Source organism: Streptomyces sp. NPDC004732 (assembly GCF_040609235.1).
Lineage (GTDB): Bacteria > Actinomycetota > Actinomycetes > Streptomycetales > Streptomycetaceae > Streptomyces.
The window spans coordinates 170,756-192,485 of the sequence record NZ_JBEXJR010000012.1; the positions used below are offsets into that span (position 1 = coordinate 170,756).

General features: G+C 70.1%; 20 protein-coding genes and 1 tRNA gene. 5 read left to right on the top strand and 16 right to left on the bottom strand.

All coding sequences use genetic code 11. From position 1 onward, the window contains the following. Positions 1 to 2: 2 nt before the first annotated feature. The 5 genes from ABZV77_RS32925 to ABZV77_RS32945 all read right to left on the bottom strand — a co-directional run bounded on the left by ABZV77_RS32925 (position 3) and on the right by ABZV77_RS32945 (position 4,504). Positions 3 to 464 carry a DUF3592 domain-containing protein gene (locus tag ABZV77_RS32925; protein WP_356264897.1) on the bottom strand — a complete coding sequence of 154 codons (462 nt, stop codon included), beginning with the start codon at positions 462 to 464 and terminating at the stop codon, positions 3 to 5. Positions 465 to 589: 125 nt separating this feature from the next. After that, positions 590 to 1,192, bottom strand: a complete 603-nt coding sequence (locus tag ABZV77_RS32930) for a lytic polysaccharide monooxygenase (RefSeq protein ID WP_356264899.1) — start codon at positions 1,190 to 1,192, stop codon at positions 590 to 592. A gap of 77 nt (positions 1,193 to 1,269) precedes the next feature. Continuing rightward, positions 1,270 to 1,959, bottom strand: coding sequence for a nucleoside/nucleotide kinase family protein (locus tag ABZV77_RS32935; RefSeq protein WP_356264901.1), 690 nt, complete (start codon positions 1,957 to 1,959; stop codon positions 1,270 to 1,272). Next, positions 1,943 to 3,109, bottom strand: coding sequence for an SPFH domain-containing protein (locus ABZV77_RS32940; RefSeq protein ID WP_356264903.1), 1,167 nt, complete (start codon positions 3,107 to 3,109; stop codon positions 1,943 to 1,945). The genes ABZV77_RS32935 and ABZV77_RS32940 overlap by 17 nt, the downstream gene beginning before the upstream one ends. A gap of 57 nt (positions 3,110 to 3,166) precedes the next feature. Continuing rightward, positions 3,167 to 4,504 (bottom strand): peptidoglycan-binding protein, encoded by a 1,338-nt coding sequence (locus tag ABZV77_RS32945; RefSeq protein ID WP_356264906.1) that lies wholly within the window; start codon positions 4,502 to 4,504, stop codon positions 3,167 to 3,169. 208 nt (positions 4,505 to 4,712) lie between these two features. Between ABZV77_RS32945 and ABZV77_RS32950 the strand changes: the two genes are divergently transcribed. The 4 genes from ABZV77_RS32950 to ABZV77_RS32965 all read left to right on the top strand — a co-directional run bounded on the left by ABZV77_RS32950 (position 4,713) and on the right by ABZV77_RS32965 (position 9,778). Further along, a tRNA-Lys gene (locus tag ABZV77_RS32950) sits at positions 4,713 to 4,786 on the top strand. Between the two features lie 89 nt (positions 4,787 to 4,875). Next, positions 4,876 to 5,589 (top strand): FadR/GntR family transcriptional regulator, encoded by a 714-nt coding sequence (locus tag ABZV77_RS32955; RefSeq protein WP_356264908.1) that lies wholly within the window; start codon positions 4,876 to 4,878, stop codon positions 5,587 to 5,589. Positions 5,590 to 5,888: 299 nt separating this feature from the next. After that, complete coding sequence (locus tag ABZV77_RS32960; protein ID WP_356264911.1) at positions 5,889 to 7,844, top strand: glycosyltransferase family 2 protein; 1,956 nt, start codon at positions 5,889 to 5,891, stop codon at positions 7,842 to 7,844. Then, entirely contained in the window at positions 7,841 to 9,778 is a 1,938-nt protein-coding gene (locus ABZV77_RS32965) for a kelch motif-containing protein (protein WP_356264913.1), read from the top strand. Before ABZV77_RS32960 ends, ABZV77_RS32965 begins: the two co-directional genes overlap by 4 nt. Positions 9,779 to 9,914: 136 nt before the next feature. On the opposite strand, the gene ABZV77_RS32970 is transcribed toward ABZV77_RS32965, so the two are convergent. Then, positions 9,915 to 10,898, bottom strand: a complete 984-nt coding sequence (locus ABZV77_RS32970; RefSeq protein WP_356265198.1) for a glycoside hydrolase family 6 protein — start codon at positions 10,896 to 10,898, stop codon at positions 9,915 to 9,917. 205 nt (positions 10,899 to 11,103) lie between these two features. Here ABZV77_RS32970 and ABZV77_RS32975 point away from each other — a divergent pair, with 205 nt between their 5' ends. Then, the gene (locus ABZV77_RS32975; RefSeq protein WP_356264915.1) at positions 11,104 to 11,880 is read left to right on the top strand and encodes a GAF and ANTAR domain-containing protein; all 777 of its coding nucleotides are present in this window, start codon (positions 11,104 to 11,106) and stop codon (positions 11,878 to 11,880) included. Positions 11,881 to 12,188: 308 nt separating this feature from the next. Here the strand turns inward: ABZV77_RS32975 and ABZV77_RS32980 are convergent, their stop codons facing one another. From ABZV77_RS32980 to ABZV77_RS33025, 10 genes are all read right to left on the bottom strand, one after another. Next, positions 12,189 to 12,854 (bottom strand): class F sortase, encoded by a 666-nt coding sequence (locus tag ABZV77_RS32980; RefSeq protein ID WP_356264918.1) that lies wholly within the window; start codon positions 12,852 to 12,854, stop codon positions 12,189 to 12,191. Positions 12,855 to 12,870: 16 nt separating this feature from the next. After that, entirely contained in the window at positions 12,871 to 13,380 is a 510-nt protein-coding gene (locus ABZV77_RS32985; RefSeq protein ID WP_356264921.1) for a hypothetical protein, read from the bottom strand. A 127-nt stretch (positions 13,381 to 13,507) separates the two neighbouring features. Further along, positions 13,508 to 14,287: an HAD-IIA family hydrolase gene (locus ABZV77_RS32990; RefSeq protein ID WP_356264924.1), complete on the bottom strand. Its 780-nt coding sequence runs from the start codon at positions 14,285 to 14,287 to the stop codon at positions 13,508 to 13,510. Positions 14,288 to 14,358: 71 nt separating this feature from the next. Beyond that, the gene (locus ABZV77_RS32995; RefSeq protein ID WP_356264927.1) at positions 14,359 to 15,852 is read right to left on the bottom strand and encodes an alkaline phosphatase family protein; all 1,494 of its coding nucleotides are present in this window, start codon (positions 15,850 to 15,852) and stop codon (positions 14,359 to 14,361) included. A gap of 129 nt (positions 15,853 to 15,981) precedes the next feature. Then, the gene (locus tag ABZV77_RS33000) at positions 15,982 to 17,067 is read right to left on the bottom strand and encodes a 2-aminoethylphosphonate ABC transporter substrate-binding protein (RefSeq protein WP_356264929.1); all 1,086 of its coding nucleotides are present in this window, start codon (positions 17,065 to 17,067) and stop codon (positions 15,982 to 15,984) included. Between the two features lie 41 nt (positions 17,068 to 17,108). Next, positions 17,109 to 17,906 (bottom strand): ABC transporter permease subunit, encoded by a 798-nt coding sequence (locus tag ABZV77_RS33005; RefSeq protein ID WP_356264932.1) that lies wholly within the window; start codon positions 17,904 to 17,906, stop codon positions 17,109 to 17,111. Then, positions 17,893 to 18,750: a 2-aminoethylphosphonate ABC transporter permease subunit gene (locus tag ABZV77_RS33010; protein WP_356264935.1), complete on the bottom strand. Its 858-nt coding sequence runs from the start codon at positions 18,748 to 18,750 to the stop codon at positions 17,893 to 17,895. The genes ABZV77_RS33005 and ABZV77_RS33010 overlap by 14 nt, the downstream gene beginning before the upstream one ends. Before the next feature lie 37 nt (positions 18,751 to 18,787). Further along, positions 18,788 to 19,840 carry an ABC transporter ATP-binding protein gene (locus ABZV77_RS33015; protein WP_356264938.1) on the bottom strand — a complete coding sequence of 351 codons (1,053 nt, stop codon included), beginning with the start codon at positions 19,838 to 19,840 and terminating at the stop codon, positions 18,788 to 18,790. Beyond that, positions 19,840 to 20,559 carry an HAD family hydrolase gene (locus ABZV77_RS33020; protein WP_356264941.1) on the bottom strand — a complete coding sequence of 240 codons (720 nt, stop codon included), beginning with the start codon at positions 20,557 to 20,559 and terminating at the stop codon, positions 19,840 to 19,842. The genes ABZV77_RS33015 and ABZV77_RS33020 overlap by 1 nt, the downstream gene beginning before the upstream one ends. Before the next feature lie 5 nt (positions 20,560 to 20,564). Next, entirely contained in the window at positions 20,565 to 21,689 is a 1,125-nt protein-coding gene (locus ABZV77_RS33025) for a TIGR03364 family FAD-dependent oxidoreductase (RefSeq protein WP_356264944.1), read from the bottom strand. Positions 21,690 to 21,730 lie beyond the last annotated feature (41 nt).

The following is a 21,730-nucleotide window of genomic DNA, read 5'->3' on the forward strand; positions in this document are numbered from 1 at the left end:
CGTCACGGCATGCCGTTGAAGACGTCTTCCTCGAAGACGGAGTGCGCGGTCGCCATGAAGAAGACGCAGAAGGCCACTATCAGGCCGAAGAAGCAGAGCAGCCCCACCGTGCCCGCCGCCATCGCGACGGGGCGCGGCGCGTGGGCGGTCGCGGCCTCGGGGCGCCGGGCTTCGTAGTGCACGGTGACGAGGTCGCCCTCGACGGTCGTCGCCGGGCCGTTCTCCTCCTCGAAGCGGACGGGACGGCCTGCGCGGGGCGTGAATTCGTAGACGTGGTGCAGCGTCGTGGAGATGGTGTCGCTGTGGCCGCTGGTCGTCGTGTACGCGCGCAGGCAGCGCGCCTCGGCCGTGAGCCCGCCGTTCCAGGCCCGGCTCACCTGGGCGGAGCGCTTGACCACCTGGGCCGCCATGAGGATCGCCCCCAGGGCGATGATTCCTGGCACGGCATAGAAGATGAACTCCATGAGGTTCCCCCGGTGCTGGTTCCGGCCGCTCGCGGGACGCGCGCGCGGCTCTGCGCACGCCGTGAGGTCGGCACGGCGTGCGCAGAACTTACCCGTGGGGTATGGGGAAGATCCTCAAGCATTCCTCAGAATTTGACGTCCGAGCAGGCGTAGAACGCGTTCGACGTGTCCGCGACCGTCCAGACGGCGACGATCACGTGGTGGCCGCTGCGGCCGCCGGGGATCGTGCCGCTGTGCGAGAGGGTCGCGGGCGGCTGCTGGCTGTTGTACGGCACATTGAGGAACGGCGTGGTCTCCAGGGCCGACCTGGTCACGGCCTTGCTCTCGTCCCAGCCCTGCTTGGTGATGTAGTACTTGAAGTCCGTGGTGCGGTGGCGTGCGGTGAACTGCCAGCGGAACGTGTAGTTCTGACCCCCGCTCACCTGCGTCGCCGGCCATGCCCCGCCGCCCGGCGCCTTGGGCGAGTTGAGCTGGTCGAAGCCCGCGATGCCCGCCGAACAGATCTTGCCGTCGGCAGGACCCGCGGCTGGGAAGCCCTTGGGGCCCTCGACACTCTGCGGTTCGTACTGGATGGAGCCGCAGTTGGACACCACGCCCTTGGCGCAGTTGATCTGCCGGCTGGCCGGCAGATCCGTGTAGCCGTGGCTGCTGGCGCCACCGGCGGAGATCGCGAACGCGCCGACCGTGCCGAGGCCGACCATGGCCGCGTACATCTTCTTGTTTCGCATGTGCCGCTCCTGCCGAACGTGGGAGTTCCGTGGGACGTGCGCGCACTGCGGTCTAGACCAAGTTCAGATTATTGCCGTTAGTTGAACATGTCCATACCAATCGCGGAGAGGATCCGTCCGCATCGCCGGCGCGAGGTCGCCACGAGTTCACCGTTGGGTCCGTCGTTCGTCGCGAGCCAGGCCGCGGCCTCCTCCGGCGTCCGGCCACCCGCCAACTGCCGGGCAAGGAGCCGCTGTTCACGTACCTCTCCAGGTGAGTCCAGGTACCAGCACTCCCCCATCAGCGCCCGCGCCTCGCGCCAGCCGGGCAGATCGCAGGCGAGGTAGTTCCCCTCGGTGATCACCAGCCGGGCGCCCGGGGCGACGCGGTGCCGGGCCGCGATCGGTTCGTGGAGCGTGCGGTCGTAATCGGGTACGTAGATGTCGCGCGCCCGGTCGTCGAGCACCCGGCGCAGCAGCGCGACGTATCCCGCCACGTCGAAACTGGGCTCCGACCCCTTCCGGCCGGTCAGGCCGAGCCGCGCCAACTGGTCGTTGGAGAGGTGGAAGCCGTCCAGCGGCAGATACGCGGCGCCCTCGCCGATCCGTTCGACCAGGGCCCGCGCGAGCGTCGACTTGCCGGTGCCCGGCGGGCCCGCGATGCCGAGCACGGCGCGCGGGACGCCGTCCGTCAGCCGCCAGGCGTCCGCGGCGAGGGCCACGAGGCCCGTCGCCGCATCGGCCTTCTTCACGTCATCGGTGTGCTCCGCGTCATCGGTGTTCTCCATGGCCCGTATAGAACGCCACCGTCAGGTCCTTCACCAAAGCCTTGCGCTCGTAGTCGTCCAGCTCCACGAGCCCCCGGGTGGTCAGCCGCGTCACCGTGTCCTCGACCGAGTCGACCACCGAGGTCAGGACCGTGTCGCGGTGCCGCGCGTCGAGGGCGGCGACCCGGCGGCGCTGCATCACGGCGGCGACCTCGGGGGCGTACTCGATGCGGGACGGCTGCACCGAGAAGACCTCGACGCCCACCGCCTCCGCGTCCGCGGCGAGCGCCCGGGTCAGCGCGGAGCCGACGGCGTCGGCGTCGCGCAGGGTCGGGCCGTCGTCGTGGAAGGCGTCGGCGGGCAGCCGCGAGAGGACCCGGGCCGTCGTCGCCTCCACGCACTCCCGCAGGTACTCCTGGTGGTCCTCGACCGCGAGCGTCGCCCTCGCGGGGTCCTTCACCCGCCACACGACCAGGAGTACGACGCGCAGGGCCACGCCGCCGCGGTCCACGGCAGGCATCGGCTCGCTCCGCCAGTGCCGCAGCCGTACGTCGACACGGCGCCGCAGCAGCAGCGGATTCACCCACATGAGGCCGGTGCGGCGGACCGTGCCCCGGTAGCGGCCGAAGAGGCTGAGCACCCAGGCCCTGCCGACCCGGCCGCGGGCAAGACCGCCGAACCCGAAGAGGCCGAGCGTCCCCGACCCGGCGAGCGACGCCCACTGCGCGGCCCCGAGACCGGCCCCCTCGTACCCGGGCAGCCCCGTCACCCGCAGCGCGGGCTCGGGCAGCACCCCCGCCCACCACAGCGAAAGCGCGCACCCGGCGACGCCCGCGCAGCCGCCGAACACCCCGGCGAGACCGGGCAGCACGCGGGCCCGCCGCGGCACGAGGGCCGGGTCGACGTCGGGCACCGGCCGGGCGACCGGCGCGGTCACGTACGGCGTGCTCCGCCGCGTCACCCGCGGCTGCTCGCCGGACCCCTGCCTGCGCCGCACCACGGCGGGCGCGAGCGGGACGCCCGTCGCGTCGTCCGGGTCGTCGCGGAAGAGGAGGTGCACGGGGATCTCGGTGGTGGCCTCGCTCTGGATCACCCGCGGCGACCGCGTGCCCGGCTCGGGCGCCCCGTCGGACTGCGGGGACTCTGGCTGTGAAGCTGCCGTCGCACTCATCCGTGCCTCCGACTCGTTCGTGCCTCGATCTTGTTCGTGCCTCGATCTTGTTCGTGCTCACCGGAACAACCGCCGCCACGTCTCAGGACCCGGATGGCCGTCGGCCGCCGCACCCCGCCAGCCCTGGGCCCGCTGGAACGCCTCCACGTTGCGCCGGTCGCTCTCGCTCCAGGCCGGACCCGGGCCCCGCACGTAGTGCCTGCCGAAGCCCTTCTTCACCAGCTGTCTGCCGAGCCGCTCGATCGCCGGGTCCGAGCGGCCCGGCCGGAAGACGTCCCGGCCGGGGTACGCGGGCGCGCCCGCGCTCCGGCCCGCGCCGCCAGGGGCACCGGAGGCGCCCGCCCCCGGAATGTCCCGGCCCTTCCCCTTCATCAGGTACGCCCACGTCGTCGACCCCGGCAGACCGTCCGCGTCCTTGCCCCGCCAGCCCTGCGCCCGCTGGAACGCCTGCGTCGCCCTGCGGTCCGCGTCGCTCCAGCGCGGCCCTGGCCCCGACCGGTAGAACCGCTTGCCGCCCCGGGCCACCAGCGCCTTGCCGAGCTGCGTCACGTACTTGTTGTTCGCCCCCGGCCCGAAGGACCCCGCGCCCGGGTACAGGGCCGAGGCGGGGCCCGACGTGCCCGAGCCGCCCGGTGAGCCGCCGCCCACGCCCTTGTAGCGATAGGCCAGATAGCTGTTTCCGTTGGTCCAGTAGGCATAGGGGGTGGCCTGTTTCCTGGCGTACGGACGCGCCTGTTCGTATGCGATGTAATGCGAGTGCGTGTAGTCCGTCCAGCCCCCGAAAAGGGTCACGTGCGAGCCCTTGTTGGGGTCCGCCGGATTGTGGAACAGAAGAATGTCGCCGGGCTGCAGATCGTCCTTGGCAATGCGCACCGCATAGGTGCCCAGGCTGCCCGTCCATTCGTTTCCGCTCAGGTTCCAGGCCATCGAGACGAAGCCCGAGCAGTCCTGCCGATAGCCGTCGGACCAGTACTTGTCCATGCTGTACGGCACCTTCGCCGCGACCCACTTCTTGGCCCGGTTGATGATCGCCGCCCGGGTGGTCGCCCGGACGGCGGCCACTCCCGGCGGGCCGGGCGCCGCGGTGGCCGGACGGCCGTGCAGTGGGCTCGCGCCGCCCTGCGGGGTACCGGGGCCGTCCTCGGCCGGGACCGCGCCCGTACCCGCCAGGTGGCCTCCCACCTCGACGGATGCCGCCGCGGGCAGCGTCTGGCCGCCGAGCACGGTGCCCGCCGCCGCGGCGAGGACGAGGGCGCGGCGCGCGCCGTGCGCCGCCGGATGGCCGCCGAGCCGCAGCGGGAGAGCGTGCGGCGCCGTGCGCCGCCAGTGAATACAGCCGGGACAGTCGCAGTCGCTCTCGGGGGTGAATTCCTCGAATACCGGAGCGGCCTCCATGCGATTCCCCTCACACCCCAGAAAAGAATGTTCGCGCATCTGCACGTCCGTCAGTTTCTCAACTGTGCAGGGATACCGCATGTTGACGGTCCGAATGACGCACCGGCCCCGCCCGCTCCACTCCCCGGCACCGCACGGGCCCCGCGGGGGCGGCCGCCGGTGGTCCTGAGCACCCCCGGACGTCCGGTAGAGTTCTCCAGGTCAGCAGGCGCCGCTAGCTCAGTTGGTTAGAGCAGCTGACTCTTAATCAGCGGGTCCGGGGTTCGAGTCCCTGGCGGCGCACAGACAGCGAAGGCCCTCCGTTCACGCGGAGGGCCTTCGTCGTTCCCGTCCGGGGCCTGACCCCGTGCGCGTACCGCTACCGTGTCGCCATGGCGCGAGACATCCAGGAGCGGATCAAGAAGCTGATCATCGATTCGAGGCTGCCCTCCGGGGCCTCGCTGCCGACCGAGCCCGAGCTGATGGCGCGCCTGGGCGTCAGCAGGAACTCCGTGCGGGAGGCCCTCAAGGCGCTCCAGGCCATGGGGATCGTAGAGATCCGGCACGGTTTCGGTACGTATGTCGGCCCGATGTCCGTCGCACCGATGATCGAGGGCCTCGCTTTCCGCACGGTCGCTGGCCACTATCGCGGCGAGGACAGCCTGCTCCAGCTCCTGGAGCTGCGGGAGGCCGTGGAGACGGGGCTCATCGCACGCCTCGCGGGCCGCGTACCCGACGCCGACCTGGCCGAACTCGACGTGCTCGTCGCACGGATGGAGGCCGAGGCGGCGTCCGCGGAGGGTGCCGTGCGCGCCGAGACCGACCGTGCGTTTCACGCCACGCTGTACCGCGGTCTGGGAAATCGGCTCCTCGGTGAGGTTCTGGAGGCGTTTTGGGACGCTTTCCACCGGGTCAGGACGGACCTGGTGGACGTACCACAGGACCCCAAGATCACCTGTCGTCAGCACCGCGAGATCCTGGAGGCGGTGCGCTCGGGTGACGCCGCCCGCGCTGAGCTGGCCATACGTGAGCACTTCGGTAACATCCGAACCCGCCTGGGAACACCAGTCCCAGCAGACGCCTCAAATCGCTCGTATGACCGGTAAACCCCTTGTTTCGCCCTTGCGATCATGCCGTGAGGCGTAGAACCCTGTCCTGGAGCCATTGGCTCTCATGAGGCGGGCGATACGGGGCAGTTGGGGGCCCGAAACGACCGCGGCGGGACAGGGACGGGGGTCCCGTTCATGAAGCGATGTCGAGGGGGGCATCATGCAACCGGAAGGTCGCCGTTCTATGTCTAAGGAGACGGTGGCCTGCCGCTGATGCGTTCGCAAAGGCCGAGGGGAACCGGAGCGAACGGAACGACCTACGAACACGCGGGGGACCGCGTGCGGGGGGATGACTCATGACGTCGACGCCGACGGGCGCGCGGCAGAACGACCCGTCAGAGACGACACAGCTCAGGGTGCCGTCGCACAGGACGGGTGGTTTCCGAAGAATCAAGAAGACCCTGCCGCGGTACGACTATGAGCACTACAGCAGGCTCGCCGGGCCGCTGACGCAGCCCGACCCGAGCAAGCCGTACAAGGTGAAGTACCGCTCGCTGCTCTCGCAGGAGCCGCACAAGGTACGGGCCGCGCTCATGCTGGGAGCGGCCCCGCTGCTCTCGCTCGTGCTGCTCGGCTGGCTGCTCCAGCCCGAGCACTGGACGAAGCGGGACTACGTCGCCAACGAGTGGCTGCCGGTCCTCGACGTCGTCATGCTCATATCGATCGGTCTGATCGAGTTCTTCCGCTGCATGAACGTGCTCTCCAACGCGCACGCGACGCTCGTCGCCCGCGACCCGATCCCGGTGGTGCCCGAGACCGGCACCAGAGTCGCCTTCCTCACCTCGTTCGTGCCCGGCAAGGAGCCGATCGAGATGGTGACGAAGACGCTGGAGGCCGCGGTCAAGATCCGGCACCGCGGCCTGATGCACGTCTGGCTCCTCGACGAGGGTGACGACCCTGAGGTCAAGGAAGTCTGCCGAAGGCTCGGCGTGCACCACTTCTCCCGCAAGGGCGTCGCGAAGTGGAACATGGCGAAGGGCCCGCACCGCGCCAAGACCAAGCACGGCAACTACAACGCCTGGCTCGACGCGCACGGCGACGACTACGACTACTTCGCATCGGTCGACACCGACCACGTCCCGATGCCGAACTACCTGGAGCGGATGCTCGGCTTCTTCCGCGACGAGAACGTCGGCTTCGTCATCGGCCCGCAGGTCTACGGCAACTACGACAACTTCGTCACCAAGGCCGCCGAGTCCCAGCAGTTCCTCTTCCACGCACTGATCCAGCGCGCGGGCAACGCGTACGGCGCCCCGATGTTCGTCGGCACGTCCAACGCGGTGCGCATCAGGGCCCTGAAGCAGATCGGCGGCCTGTACGACTCGATCACCGAGGACATGGCGACGGGCTTCGAGATCCACCGCGCCACGAACCCGGCGACCGGCAAGAAGTGGAAGTCGGTCTACACCCCGGACGTGCTCGCGGTCGGCGAGGGCCCCAACGCCTGGACGGACTTCTTCACCCAGCAGCTGCGCTGGTCCCGCGGCACGTACGAGACGATCCTCAAGCAGTTCTGGAAGGCACCGTTCTCGCTGCCGCCCGGCCGCCTCTTCAACTACACGATGATGGTCATCTTCTACCCGATGTCCGCCATGAACTGGATCCTGGCTGCGCTGAGCTGTGCGCTGTTCCTGGGTCTCGGCGCGTCCGGCGTGAACATCGACCCGACCATCTGGCTGATGCTGTACGGCAACGCCTCGGCGCTGCAGATCGGCCTGTACATCTGGAACCGCAGGCACAACGTCTCCCCGCACGAGCCCGAGGGCTCCGGCGGTGTGGCGGGCATGGTGATGTCGGCGCTCTCCGCGCCGATCTACGCGCGCTCGCTGCTCGACGCCGCGCTGCGCCGCAAGAGCAAGTTCGTGGTGACCCCCAAGGGCGACTCGGCGAGCCCGGACACGTTGTTCGGGACCTTCCGGATCCACCTGTTCTTCATCCTGGTCTTCGCCGCCTCGATGGCCGCCTCCTTCATGTACGGGCACTCGCACCCCGCGATGATCACCTGGGCCACCTTCGCCCTGCTGATCACGGCCGCGCCGATCTTCGCGTGGCGGTGGGGCATGCGCCAGGACAAGAAGAAGCCCAAGCCCCCCGAGCAGGCCGGGACTTCCGGGCCGCCGCAGGGGCCGGACACGACGGTGCCGCAGCAGCGCGACGCCACGGCGCCCCTGCCGCACGCCCCGCAGCAGAAGCCCAGCTGGGCGGCGCCCGACCAGACCATGCAGATTTCCCTTGGGGGACGTAAGAAATGAAAGACCGTTCCAGCCGCCGCCGCGCCCGCCGCATCGCGATAGGCGCGGCGGTCGTCCTTGCGCTGGCAGGGATGAACGGCCCCTGGCTGTGGCGCGTGGGCTCCGAGAAGTACCACGACTACAAGATCAACAAGCCGGAGTACAAGGCGGACAACGGCCACTGGGAGGTCCTGGACTTCCCCGAGGAGTACCGCCAGAACACCATCCACGCGGCGCTGCTGCACACGGGCAAGGTCCTGATGGTCGCGGGGTCCGGCAACAACCAGAAGAACTTCGACAAGAAGAAGTTCGACACCCGGCTGTGGGACCCGGTCAAGAACACCATCAAGAAGATCCCGACGCCCACCGACCTGTTCTGCACGGGCCACACCCAGCTGGGCAACGGCAATCTGCTGATCGCGGGCGGCACGCAGCGCTACGAGAAGCTGAAGGGCGACATCACCAAGGCGGGCGGCCTGATGGTCGTCCACAACGAGGACCCGGACGAGCCGAAGACGATCCCCGCGGGGACGAAGTTCACCGGCAAGAAGACCGGCAAGACGTTCGTCTCCCAGGACAACATCCTGGTGGAGAAGGCCAAGAAGGTCTTCGACCCGCAGACCGGCGCGTTCGTGCGCACCGAGCCGGGCCTCGGCCGGGTCTACGTCGAGGCGCAGAAGAGCGGCGCCAAGTACGAGACGGGCACCCAGGACAACTACCGCATCCAGGGCCTGAAGGGCGCCGACACCCGCAACGTCTACGGCATGGCGGAGAAGCTCGCCCTGGACAAGAAGGACTTCCAGGGGATCAAGGACACCTTCGAGTTCGACCCGATCGCCGAGCGGTACATCAAGGTCGACCCGATGAACGAGGCGCGCTGGTACCCCACGCTGACCACGCTCACCGACGGCAAGATCCTCTCCACCTCGGGCCTCGACGAGATCGGCCAGCTGGTCCCGGGCAAGAACGAGGTGTACGACCCCAAGACCAAGAAGTGGACGTACACCAAGGGCATCCGGCAGTTCCCGACGTACCCGGCGATCTTCCAGATGGCCAACGGCAAGCTCTTCTACTCCGGTTCCAACGCGGGCTACGGCCCGGACGACGTCGGCCGCAAGCCCGGCGTCTGGAATCTGCAGACCAACAAGTGGCAGGGCATCCCGGGGCTGAGCGACCCGAAGCTCATGGAGACCTCCGGCACGGTCGAACTGCCGCCCGCCCAGGACCAGAAGTACATGGTGGTCGGCGGCGGCGGTGTCGGCGAGTCCGAGGAGTCCAGCGAGAAGACCCGCATCGTCGACCTGAAGGCGGACGCCCCGAAGTTCACGGACGGCCCCTCGCTGGAGAAGGGCACGCGCTATCCGCAGATCTCGACGCTGCCCGACGACTCGGTGCTGATCTCCGGCGGCTCCGAGGACTACCGCGGGCGCGGCGACTCCAACATCCACCAGGCGCGGATCTACGACGCGAAGACCGGTGAGATGAAGCGGGTGGCCGACCCCGAGGTGGGGCGCAACTACCACTCCGGTTCGATCCTGCTCCCCGACGGCCGCGTGATGTTCTTCGGCTCCGACTCGCTCTACGCCGACAAGGCCAACACGAAGCCGGGCGTCTTCGAGCAGCGCATCGAGATCTACACGCCGCCGTACCTGTACCACGGTTCGCAGCCGTCGCTGGGCGCGGGGCCGAAGACGATCGCACGGGGCGGGTCGGGAACGTTCCCGACCAAGCACTCCTCGTCCATCGAGACGGCCCGCCTCATCAAGCCGAGTGCGTCGACGCACGTCACGGACATCGACCAGACGTCGATCGCACTCGACCTGAAGAAGTCCGCGGGCAAGGTCACGGTGACGGTCCCGAAGAACCGCAGCGTGGTCGAGTCCGGCTGGTACATGCTCTTCGTGACGGACGATCAGGGCACGCCGAGCAAGGCGCAGTGGGTGAAGGTGCCGTAGGGGGCGCCCGGAGGGCGCTTCAGGGGCGCGGGGAACTGCGCGAGCAACCACAACAAAGCCGCAGCCGCATCTGCCGAGTTACTCGGCAGATGCGGCTGCGGCTTTTCGTGGGCTGATCGCGCAGTTCCCCGCGCCCCTAACGGGACGCCTTCGCCAGGCCCAGCGCGTACTCGGGCCACCACTCGCCCGCCTTCGGGCCACCCCGGCACGTCCCGTCGGACTCGCCGGGCCGCTTGACCCAGAGGTACGCGTCGACGAGCGGGTCGGACGTCTTCGTGGTCGGGGTCTCACCGAGCGCCCGGCCCGGCGGGTTGCACCAGGGGTCCTTGCCCTTGCTGTACGGCCCGTTGCCGTTGCGCGCCGTGTCGATGACGAACGGCTTGTTGCCGATCTTCGCCGACAGCTTCTTGCCGAACTCCGTGCTGACCGCGGTGGTCTGGAAGTTGGAGACGTTCACCGAGAAGCCGTCGGCCTGCTCGACGCCCGACCGCTTCAGGGGCTCCCAGAGGGAGTCGGGGTTCTTCCAGCCCGCGTTGCCCGCGTCCAGGTACACCTTGGTGTTCTTCAGGGACTTGAGCTTGCCGATGGCGCCGTTGAGGAGGTCGTACCGCTCCTCGTGGAACTCCTGGGGCGTGCAGTTGTCGACCATGTGGAGGACCGCGTCGGGCTCCAGGATCACCGTGGCGTGGCGGTCGCCGATGCCCTTGGCGACCTGGTCGACGAAGGCGCGGTACGCGTTGCCGTCGGCCGCGCCGCCGCCCGAGTACTGACCGCAGTCGCGGTGCGGGATGTTGTAGAGGACCAGCAGGGCGTCCCGGTCGGCCTTCTCCGCCGCCTCGGTGAAGCCGCGCGCCTGGTCCTCCGCGTTCTCCGGGACGAGCCACTCGGCGACCGGCTGCTCGGCGATCTTCCGGATCTGGTCGGCGTCGTCCTTCTTGTCGTCCTTGGCGTACGCCTCGACCTGGTTGGCCGCGTTGCCGTCCGGATTGACCCAGTACGGATCCTTGCCCTTGGGCTGCTGCTTCACGTGGGGACTGGACGAATCGCCGTCCGAGTCACCGCCGGAGGAGCATCCGACGAGGAGCAGCGCGGCCCCCGCGAGCGCCACCCCCGTCCGCATCCCCATGGCCGCGAAACCGTGCCCGCGACCGGCGCTATTGCGGTACATCCACTCCCCCTCGGGTGCACTGTCCGTTTCTCAATCCTGACACACGTCCTCCCTGCCCACGAGGCCCGCCCGCGCTGCGCAGAGAGCTGTAGGAGAGCTGTTACAGCCCGCCCGGCCGGGGTAGGCGCAGTCCGCGGGGAGTGGAGGTGGATGGGGCATGCGAGACCGCGACAGGGAACTGCGGCTTGCGGACATTCTGGTGGAAACCACGGACACCCTGACCGACGACTTCGACCTCGATCGCTATCTGGAGTGGCTCGCGGACCGTTGCGAGGAGCTTGTCGACGCCCGCGGCGTCGGCGTGATGTACACCGGCGGGGAGGAAGAGGTGCGCATCGTCCCCTGCGGTCGCCAACAGGTGGCGGTGCGGGGGCTGCTGGAGGTTCAGTACTGCGGCGGTCCGTGCGTCGAGAGCTTCGACACCGGGGAGCCGGTGCCGCCGATGCGGATCTGCCCCGAGGGCGCCGGGGCCCGCTGGCCGGAGTTCGCCGAGCGGGCGGGCGAGAACGGCATCGAGGAGACGTACGCGGTACCGATCAGGCGGGACGACACGATACTTGGCGTGCTCAACATCTTTGTGGCGGCGGCGAATGGGGACGAGCGGCCCGGACATCGGGTGACGTCCGAACGCGGGATGCGCATCGCGCAGACTCTCGCCAATGCCGCGGCCACGGGACTGCACAATCACCGCACCCACTCCGCCTGCCGGGTGCTCTCCGAACAGCTGCAGACGGCGTTGGACAGCCGTATTCACGTGGAACAAGCCAAAGGTCTGCTGGCCGAGCGCTGGAACACCGGCATGGACGAGGCATTCGCGGCGCTGCGGGGTTACGCACGGAGAGAACAGCAGGTCATCGACCTGGTGGCCACCCAAGTGATCAGAGGCAAGATCGACGCGGAAGCGCTCCGTCGGGGCAGGTCCGAACCTTCCTGATGCAGGGACCCCACCTGCGGTGATCACGGAGGGAGAGGGATGCGCGACTTGGCGTCATTCCGTCGCCATCGCCTCTAGGCCCACGCGCTCATTCGTTCTAAAGTCGGTGACACGGCCCAAGCCCCCGGCCAAGTCGACCATTCCGTCATTCGGGAATGGTCCCCGTACCTCCCGCGCCGGCGCCGGGTTTCTCCCGCAGCTCGTGCGCGCGCGGTCGAGGACCAGCCCGGTCGGCGGCTCCGGGGGGAGCGGGCCGCCGACCGGGCCAGGTACGGGTTGCGTACCGGGACCGGTACTTCTCGGTGCCCCTATGCGCTCACATCGGTGAGGTACGCGGAGACGATCACGTTCGCCGTGTAGGTGCGGGCGTTCTTGTCGAAGGTGCCGCCGCAGGTGATCAGGCGCAGCTCCGCGCGGCCGTCCTCGTGCGGGCCGTACGCCTTCTTCGCGTCGAAGCGGTCGCGGTTGACGACCTGTACGTCCTCCACCGTGAACTCGGCGACCTTGCCGTCGTCCCGGGAGACCTCGACCTTCTCGCCGGGGCGCAGGGTGCTGAGGTCGTAGAAGACGGCGGGCTCGGTCTCCGTGTCGACGTGGCCGACGAAGAGGGCCGCGCCGGGGGCGCCTGGGCGGGTGCCGCCGCCGTACCAGCCGACCGTGCCGGACTGCGCGAAGGGCGGCGGGTCGATCGCGCCGTCGCCGTCCAGGCCGCGGGCCGTCACCGGGGCCCGCACCTTCAGCGAAGGCACGTCGACGCGCTCGGGCCTCGCGGGCTCCAACGGGTCGTGTGCGGGCGGGAGTTCGACGCCGAGGGGGCGGCCGACCGCGGCCACGTCGCCCGTGGCGGGCGCGGACAGCCCGCCGCGCAGGCCCGCGATGTCGCTACCCCAGAGGCAGAGGCCGACCAGGAGGACCGCCCAGGCGACTCCGGTCAGGAGCCGTCCCGACCCGGAAGCGCGTTCGGCGCCGGACACGGTGGCGTCCCGCCCGTCACTCGGAGCGGCGTCGGCGGACGCTGCGGAACGCCACCGCGACGGCGGCGACCCCCGCGAGGATCAGGCCGATCACGGCGTGCCGGGTGCCGGGTCCGGCCTCGTTCGCCTCCGCGGTCGCGGCGGTGGTCAGCTGTGCGGTGCCGCCGCCACCTGCCCGTACCGGGGAGACCGGGTCCGGATGGTGCCGCTCGATCCGGACGGTGCCCGCGCTCTGGTGCGGGTGGCCGTCACAGGTGACCGTGACGTCGTAGGTGCCGGAGACGTCGTGCTTGATCCGGGCGCTGCCGCTGAGCGCGTACTTGTCGCCGTCACGGCCGGTGAGGTCGGCGTCCCCCTCGAAGGCCCCCGACCCTGCCGTACCGGTCGTGCCGCTGCAGCCCGTCACGCTCACCTCCACGGTGGCGCCGGGTGCGGTGCTTGCCGGGGAGACGGTGGCCCGTACGGAGCCGTCCTCGTGGGCCTGGGCCGCGCCTGCGGGCAGGACGACCGCCAGGGCGACGGCCACTCCTGCCCCACGGAGAGCAAGGGAACATATACGCATCGTGAACCTCCATCTACGAGGTTCACTCGGCGCGGGCGGCTCCGCATCTTGATGCGGCAAACGGGCGGCGGCCCGGTCGGGCCCGGTCCTGTCAGATGCGGTCCACCAGGTCGGCGATGGAGTCCACGACGTTCGAGGGCCGGAACGGGTGGTGGTCGATGTCGGCCCGCGAGGTGAGGCCCGTGAGCACCAGGAACGTCTCCATGCCCGCTTCGAGCCCGGCGAGGACGTCCGTGTCCATGCGGTCGCCGATCATGGCGCTGGTCTCCGAGTGCGCGCCGATCGCGTTCAGCCCGGTCCGCATCATCAGCGGGTTCGGCTTGCCCGCGAAGTAGGGGCGCCGGCCGGTCGCCTTGGTGATCAGCGCGGCGACGGCCCCGGTGGCGGGCAGCGGGCCCTCGGTGGAGGGGCCCGTCTCGTCGGGGTTGGTGCAGATGAAGCGGGCCCCGCCGTTGATGAGGCGGACGGCCTTGGTCATGGCCTCGAAGGAGTACGTGCGGGTCTCGCCGAGGACCACGTAGTCCGGGTCGTGGTCGGTGAGGACGTACCCGATGTCGTGCAGGGCGGTGGTCAGGCCCGCCTCCCCGATGACGTACGCGGTGCCGCCGGGGCGCTGGTCGTCGAGGAACTTGGCGGTGGCGAGCGCGGAGGTCCAGATGTTCTCGACGGGCACTTCGAGGCCCATCCGGGTCAGCCGGGCCTGGAGGTCGCGCGCGGTGTAGATGGAGTTGTTCGTCAGGACCAGGAAGGGCTTGCCCGACTCGCGCAGCTTCTTGATGAAGGCGTCGGCGCCGGGGATCGGCACTCCCTCGTGGATGAGCACGCCGTCCATGTCGGTGAGCCACGATTCGATGGGCTTGCGCTCTGCCATGGGGTGCACTCCTGCGGTGTACGGGGTTGCTGGGGCGCCGGGACAGCGCTGTGCCGACGCCCACAGCCTAATCAGGAACCCGCGATCTTGACCCCGTCAATGGTCCAGTACCAGTTGTTGGCCCCGGTGTAACGGAAATGGACCCGGGCCTTCCGTGCACCCGCGGGGACCTGGAGCGCGATGTTCTCCACGACGGAGGGGGTGTCCGCCGTGTACGTCTTGACCGCCGTCGGCGTACCGCCGTCGTAGGAGACGAGCACCTCGCCCTTCTGCGGGGCCTCGTGGCGGTAGTACGTCGTGTACGTGAGCGTCGCCCGTGCCCCGCCCCGTACGTCGTACGAGGGGCTGCTCAGCGTCGAGTCGAAGGTGCCCGAGACCGTCTTGTCGCTCCACTCGTCGCCGTCCGCGACCGCGAAGACGCCGCGGGCGCGGATGTTGTTCTCGCGCCGCTGGTCGCGCTCGGCCTTGGTCCAGAACTCGTCCGTCGTGAAGGACCAGCCGCGCCACTCGGTGACGCCGCCGGTGCCCATCCTCGCGTTGTCGACGGTCCAGCCGCTCGGCGGCGTGTGCGTGAAGCCGATGACGCCCGCGCCGATGCCGCCTTCGTCCACGGGACCGCCCAGTGCCGGGCGCAGGGCGTCGAAGTCGTCGGGCCTCGGCTGCTGGACGGGGCGGCCGTCCAGGCCCCAGGCCGGGTCGATGGCGATGCCGAGGTGGGCGAGGGCGGTCGCGGCGACGTCGGGCATGCGGACGTCGTGGCGGACGGAGCCCGCGGTGAGGGTGGGTCCCGTGGCGATCAGGAACGTCTGGCGTTCGGCCCAGGTCGAGCCGCCGTGGCCGCCCGCGTCGGTGTGCCCGTGGTCGGCGGTGATCATGACGAGCCACTCCTCGTTCCCGTACGTGGCACGGGACTTGACGGCGGCGAGGAGCTGCCCGACCTGGGTGTCGACGCCGTGCAGCGCATCGAGGTAGGCCTGGCTCGCCGCGCCGCTGCTGTGGCCCGCGTGGTCGACGTTGTCGAGCTGGACGAAGACCGCGTCGGGGTTGCCCTTGCCGAGCTCGGCGACGGCGCGTGCCGTGGTGCCCGTGTCGTATTCGGCGGACGGCGTGGAGACCCGGGTGTCGACCTTCGCGGAGAAGATGATGTCGGTGATGGGGTTCCAGGACGCGACGGCGTACGTCCGCAAGGAGGGCTTGGCCGCCTCGACGCGGGTCATGAAGTCCGGGTAGGCGGCGAGCTGGTGGCCGGTGAACTCGTTGTTCACGACCTTGTGCTTGTCGGGCCAGACGCCGGTGATGAGCGTCGACCAGCCGGGCCCTGACGAGGTGGGCGCGAGCGGGTTGCTGTAGAGGGCGCTGGGCGCGGTGAGGCCCGCGGCCATCAGGCCCTTGAGGGTGGGGGTGTCCGCGTCCTTGACTCTGTTGAGCAGGGCGCCGTCGAGGCCTATGACGAGCACCTTGGGGGTCTTGGCGGCGGCTCTGGCGGTGGCCGCGAGCGGCCCTGCGGCGAGGGCGGCGGCCGCGGTGGAGACGAGCAGTGAACGGCGGGTGATACCTGACGACACGTGGTCCTCCGGAAGACGTGGTGGGGGGCGGCGCACACCAACGCCCCCGGAGAACCAGGGGCGTTGGGTCCATACCCGTTATCTTTTCGCTACCGAACCCCCTGGGGCCAGGGGTACGACGGTGAACTGTCAGCTACCGGTCGCCGACTTCCAGTCCTCCACGTACGACTGCAGGTTCTCGGAGACGTCCGCCCAGTCCGGCTCGAAGACCTCCACACCCTCGATGATCTTGTCGAGGGCGATGGCGTTGGCGTCGGTGGCCTTGACGTCCTTGCGGGCGGAGAAGCCGCCGCCGATCTCGCTGACCTGCCGCTGCGCCTCCTGGCCGAGCATGAAGTCGAGGAACTTCTTCGCGTTGGCGTTGTGCGGGGCCTTGCCGACGAGCCCGGCAGCGTAGGGCAGCGCGAAGGTGGTGGGCCTGTCCGGGTTCTTCGCGGTCGCCGGGAACCAGATGCCGAGGTTCGGCATGTCCTTGGACTGCGCGTAGTTCATCTGGACGTCACCGTTGGCGGCGAGCAGCTCGCCCTTGTCGACCTTGGGCGCGAGCTTGCCGGTGGAGGCGGACGGGCCGACGTTGTTGGTCTGCAGCTTCTTCAGGTACTCCATCGCCGGTTCCTTGCCGCCGAAGTCGTGCATCGCCTTGATGAGCACGGCGGTGCCGTCGCCCGCGACGCCGGGCGTGGAGTACTGCACCTTGTTCTTGTACGAGCCGTCGGTGAGGTCCTCCCACGTCTCGGGCGCCTTGCCGCCGCTCAGCTCCTTCTTGTTGTAGATGAACCCGAAGTAGTTCTTCACCACGGAGGTCCACTTGCCGTCGGCGGCCTTGTCGGCGCCGTCGACCTGCTCCGAGCCCTTGGGCTCGTAGGACTGCAACAAGCCCTTCTCATCGGCCTGTTGGATGAAGGGCGGCAGGGTGATGAGGACGTCGGCCTGCGTGTTGGACTTCTCGCGGACGGCGCGCTGCACCATCTCGCCGGAGCCGCCCTCCACGTAGTTCACCTTGATGCCGGTCTTCTTCTCGAAGTCCTTGAAGACCCGGTCGTACCAGCCGTCGCCGTTCTCGCCCTTGAGGCCGTCGGCGCTGTAGACGGTGACGACCTTCTCGTCGGACGCGGCGGAGCTGCCGCCGCACGCGGTGAGGGATCCGGCGAGGACGAGGCTGCCGGTGACGGCGGCGACCGTGCGGGCGTGGCGGACTCGGATAAGGCGTGACATGGCGTTTCGTACTCCTTGAAGAGCCGTGGGACGGGGCGGGTTCAGCGGTAGGAGGCGCGGGTGCGGATGCGGGAGACGGCCAGCAGGACGAGCAGGGTGGCCGCCATGAGGACCGTCGCGACGGCGGCGCCGGTGAAGGTGGAGCCGCGGTCGGTGGCCGCGTAGATCTGCACGGGCAGCGGCATCCAGTCCGGCGGGTAGAGCATCATCGTGGCGCTCAACTCGCCCATGGACAGCGCGAAGCAGAGCCCGGCGGCCGCCGTCAGGGACGGCAGCAGGAGCGGCAGCTTCACCTTCCACAGGACGTACGAGGGCCGGGCGCCGAGCGAGGCGGCGGCCTGTTCGTACGCCGGGTCGAGACGCATGATGGCAGCCGAGACCGACTGGTAGGCGAACGCCGTGACAAGAATGGCGTGCGCGAGGATCACGATCGAGCTCGTGCCGTTGAGGATCATCGGCGGCTTGCTGAACGCGACGAGGACCGCGAGGCCGACGACCACGGACGGCACGGCGACGGGCAGCACGAACAGCGCGTCGAGGAGCTTCTTGCCGCCCCGCTTCATCGAGGCCCCGGCGAGCGCGGCCCAGGACCCGACGGTGAGCGCGAGCAGGCTGGCGGCGACCGCGGTGACCAGGCTGGTGGTGAGGGCCCGCAGCGAGTCGCCGCGGGTGGCCGACGCGTAGTGCTCACCGGTGAAGCCGGACGGGAACGCGCCCGACCAGTGCTCGGAGAACGACGCCATGAGGATCACGAGCAGCGGCAGCGCGAAGAGCGGCAGGAAGAGCACGAAGAACAGGACCCAGGTGGCCCACTTCCCCTTGCGGCTATGCACCAACACGACGGCTCACCACCCGGTAGAGGCCGTAGAGGCCCACGGAAATCGCGATGTTGACGACGGCGACGACACACGCCGCCGGATAGTCGGACTCGAGGATCGCCTTGCTGTACACGAGCATCGGCAGGGTCGTGACCCCTTTCGCCCCCGTGAAGAGGACGATCCCGAACTCGTTCAGGCACATGACGAGGACGAGGCTGCCGCCGGCGGCGAGCGCGGGCAGCGCCTCGGGCAGGATGACGCGGCGCACGATGCGGGCGGGCCGGGCGCCGAGGCTGGAGGCGACCTCGATCTGCGCGGTGTCGATCTGCGAGAACGCGGCGAGCAGGGGCCGCATCACGAAGGGCGTGAAGTACGTGATCTCGGCGAGCAGCACGCCCCACGGCGTGGTCAGGAACTGGAACGGCCCCTCGGCGGCGCCCGTCGCATCCGTCCACACGCCGTTCGCCATGCCCTTGGTCCCGTAGATGAAGAGGAGGGCAAGGGTGATGAGGAAGGAGGGAAAGGAGAGGAACACGTCGATGAACTTCGCGACGGCCTTCCCGCCGGGGAACGGCACGAAGGCGATGACCAGCGCGAGCGCGAACCCGAGGACGAGACATCCCACGGTCGCCCCGAGCGCCAGCCACACAGTGGTCCCGAGCGCCTCCCGGAACGCCTCCGAGGCGAAGACGTCGGAGTAGGGCTGGAACGAGGTCCCACCGGTGTCGGGCTGCAGGGACTGCTGGACGACGAGGAAGAGGGGGTAGAGGAAGAAGACACCGAGGAGGGCGACGGGGGGCAGGGCCCACACGAACGCGGGTGCTTTGCGGGTCCGGGGCCCGGCCTCGGTTCGGGTACCTCCCACCCGTGCCGGTTCACTCGAAGCGAGGCGCTCAGCAGGACTACCCATCGGTCACCCCTCCGGCCAGGAGCACCGCATCCTCGGGCGCGAAGTGCACAGTGACCGTGTCCCCGATGGCGGGCGGCGTCCGCAGCTCACGGAGGTCCGCCTTCACCCGCTCCCCCGCGACATCGACGTACAACCGGTGGGTGGCGCCCCGCCACTGGACCTCGGTGACCCGCCCGGTGAGGGCGTTCGGCCCCTCCCCGAGCCCCACCAGATGCGGCCGCACGCACAGCGTGGCCGTCACCCCGGCGGCCACGCCCCCCGTGTCGACCTTGAGCTCGGTCCCGCCGAGCGTGACCCCCGCCGGTCCCACCGTCACCGCGAGGAGGTTCGCGTTGCCCACGAAGGACGCGGTGAACTCCGTGCGGGGCGCCCGGTAGAGCTCCTGCGGCGTTCCGCAGTCCTGCAGCCGGGCCCGGTCCATGACGGCGATCCGGTCGGCCAGGGTGAGCGCCTCGACCTGGTCGTGCGTGACGTACAGGATGGAGACGTCCGGCAACTCCCGGTGCAGCCGGGCGAGTTCCGCCAGCATGCCGGACCGCAGCTGCGCGTCCAGCGCGGACAGCGGCTCATCGAGCAGCAGCACCCCCGGCCGGATGGCGAGCGCCCGCGCAATGGCGACCCGCTGCTGCTGCCCACCGGACAGCTCGCGCGGATACCGCTTGGCGTACGCGGCCATCCCCGTCATCTCCAGGGCCTCGGCGACCCGCCCGGAAATCTCGCCCTTGGCCGCCTTCTGTGCCTTCAGGCCGAAGGCGACGTTGTCCTCGACGCGCATGTGCGGGAAGAGCGCGTACTGCTGCACGACCATGCCGATGCCACGCTGGTGCGGCGGCAGGCCCGTGACGTCGCGCTCCCCGATGAACACCCGCCCGGACGCGGGCCGCACGAACCCCGCGACGGCCCGCAGCGCGGTGGTCTTGCCGGACCCGGAGGGCCCGAGCAGCGCCATGACCTCGCCGGGCTCGACGGTCAGGTCGAGGGAGTCGAGGACGGTGTTCCCGTCGTACGCGACACTGACCCGGTCGAAGCGGATGCCGCTGCCCATCAGCCGTCTCCCCGGAGCAGGGCGGGCAGTTCGGCGACGGAGCCGAGCACGTGGGTGGCGCCCGCCTCGCGCAGCGCCGTGCCGCCGTGGGCGCCGGTCAGCACGCCCGCGACGACGGAGGCGCCGGAGCGTACGCCGCTGAGCATGTCGTAGACCGTGTCGCCCGCGACGGCGACGTCCCGCACGCCGTCCACGGCGCCGGTCCGCAGGAAGGCGCTGAGCACCATGTCCGGGTAGGGGCGCCCGCGGCCGCCCGCGTCGGCGGGGCACAGGGTCAGGCCGACCAGGTCCCGCCAGCCCAGCGCGTCGAGGATGGCGTTCTGGGTGACGCGGGCGAATCCGGTGGTCAGGACGACGGTCCTGCCGTCGTCCGCCAGCTCCTCGATGGCCTCCCGCGCGCCGGGGATCGGGGCGATGCGGCCGCCGTCCACCAGCGACCCGTACGCCGTCTCGAAGGCGGTGTTGGCCTGCTGCGCGAGCTTCTCCTCGCCGAACAGGTGCCGGAAGACGGAGATCTTGGACTCGCCCATGGTGGTGCGGACGTACTCCAGTTTCGCGGCGTGGTCCGCCGAGTCGGGCTCGACGCCGAGTTCGCGCGCGGCGGCGGCGAAGGCCTGCTCGACGAGGCCTCCGTCGGCGACGGTGGTCCCGGCCATGTCGAGCACGACGAGGCCGATCCGGCTGTCGTCCGTGGCCTTGTCGTCCGTGGTCTTCGTCAACTTCCTCACCATCCCAGTTCGTCTGCGGTCTGCTCGGCGATGGCGGGCGAGCAGGTCATGCCGCGCCCGCCGGGCCCGGTGACCAGCCACACGCCGTCCCGCACCTGCTGCCGGTGCACGACACGGCTCGTGTCGACGCACTGCGCGTACACCCCGGCCCAGCGCCGCCTGATCTTCGGCAGCGGGCGGCCGAGGAAGCCCTCGACGACCTCGGTGAGGTGGTCGTAGGGGTCCTCGACGGTGTCGAAGGCGAAGGGGTGCTCGTACTCGTGGGTGTCGCCGATGGTCAGGCCGCCGTCCTTGCGCTGCACCATGAGCAGCTGCATCTTGTGCGCGGCGGCGGTCGGGGTCTGCGCCTGCCCGGCGTTGAGCGCGTCGAGGGCGTCCGACGTGTACGCCGGGTAGTAGCGGAAGCTGTCCGCGTCGGCGACGGAGGTGGTGAGCGGTTCGCCGAGGGGCTCGGTCTGCATCATCTGCAGCCGCACGCGGCGCACGGGCAGGTCGGGTCCGGCCAGCTCGCGGACGAGCCCGCCGAGCCAGGCGCCGGTGGCGAGGACGACGACGTCGCCGGTGTGCACGTCGCCGTGGTCGTCGCGCACGGCGCTCTCGCCGACGACCGCACGGACCTCGCGGCCCGGCAGGAAGGTGTAGCGGGGCGACTTCAACAGCGCTTCCCGCAGCCGCAGCTGGGCGGTGCGCGGCTCCACGGCCGCGTCCCGCTCGCACCACAGCCCCGCGCTGAACTCGCCCCGCAGGGCCGGGTTGAGGGCCCGCGCCTCGTCGGGCGCGAGCAGTTTGTACCCGCGGGCCGCCGCGTCCGGGCGGGCCAGGGCGGCCTCGGCGACGGCGCGCTCGCGCTCGTTGCGGACGAGGGTGAGGGAGCCATTGGCCCGGAAGCCCAGGCCAGGCACACGCTCGCCGATGCCCTCCCACAGCTCGCGGGCGCGCAGGGCGGTGTCGAGCTCTTCGCCGCCCGCCCGGCCGCTCACCCATATCTGTCCGAAGTTGCGGAGCGACGCCCCGCGGGCCTCGCTCTCGCGCTCGATCTGTACGACCTCGTGGCCGCGCTCCACTGCGTGCCAGGCGTGCATGGTTCCCACCACGCCGGCTCCTACGACGATGACTCTCACGGTGGCAACGCTGCTGGGGGCCGGTGACCCGCGCGGGGCGG

What these genes read in the sequence shown, in the direction of transcription:
- ABZV77_RS32955 (WP_356264908.1), top strand. Translation starts at nt 4,876, where the DNA reads ATGGCGCGAGACATCCAGGAGCGGATCAAGAAGCTGATCATCGATTCG.
- ABZV77_RS32925 (WP_356264897.1), bottom strand. Translation starts at nt 464, where the DNA reads ATGGAGTTCATCTTCTATGCCGTGCCAGGAATCATCGCCCTGGGGGCG.
- ABZV77_RS33015 (WP_356264938.1), bottom strand. Translation starts at nt 19,840, where the DNA reads ATGGGCAGCGGCATCCGCTTCGACCGGGTCAGTGTCGCGTACGACGGG.
- ABZV77_RS32990 (WP_356264924.1), bottom strand. Translation starts at nt 14,287, where the DNA reads ATGGCAGAGCGCAAGCCCATCGAATCGTGGCTCACCGACATGGACGGC.
- ABZV77_RS32970 (WP_356265198.1), bottom strand. Translation starts at nt 10,898, where the DNA reads ATGCGGACGGGGGTGGCGCTCGCGGGGGCCGCGCTGCTCCTCGTCGGA.
- ABZV77_RS32930 (WP_356264899.1), bottom strand. Translation starts at nt 1,192, where the DNA reads ATGCGAAACAAGAAGATGTACGCGGCCATGGTCGGCCTCGGCACGGTC.
- ABZV77_RS32935 (WP_356264901.1), bottom strand. Translation starts at nt 1,959, where the DNA reads ATGGAGAACACCGATGACGCGGAGCACACCGATGACGTGAAGAAGGCC.
- ABZV77_RS32975 (WP_356264915.1), top strand. Translation starts at nt 11,104, where the DNA reads ATGCGAGACCGCGACAGGGAACTGCGGCTTGCGGACATTCTGGTGGAA.
- ABZV77_RS32960 (WP_356264911.1), top strand. Translation starts at nt 5,889, where the DNA reads ATGACGTCGACGCCGACGGGCGCGCGGCAGAACGACCCGTCAGAGACG.
- ABZV77_RS32940 (WP_356264903.1), bottom strand. Translation starts at nt 3,109, where the DNA reads ATGAGTGCGACGGCAGCTTCACAGCCAGAGTCCCCGCAGTCCGACGGG.
- ABZV77_RS33000 (WP_356264929.1), bottom strand. Translation starts at nt 17,067, where the DNA reads ATGTCACGCCTTATCCGAGTCCGCCACGCCCGCACGGTCGCCGCCGTC.
- ABZV77_RS32945 (WP_356264906.1), bottom strand. Translation starts at nt 4,504, where the DNA reads ATGGAGGCCGCTCCGGTATTCGAGGAATTCACCCCCGAGAGCGACTGC.
- ABZV77_RS32965 (WP_356264913.1), top strand. Translation starts at nt 7,841, where the DNA reads ATGAAAGACCGTTCCAGCCGCCGCCGCGCCCGCCGCATCGCGATAGGC.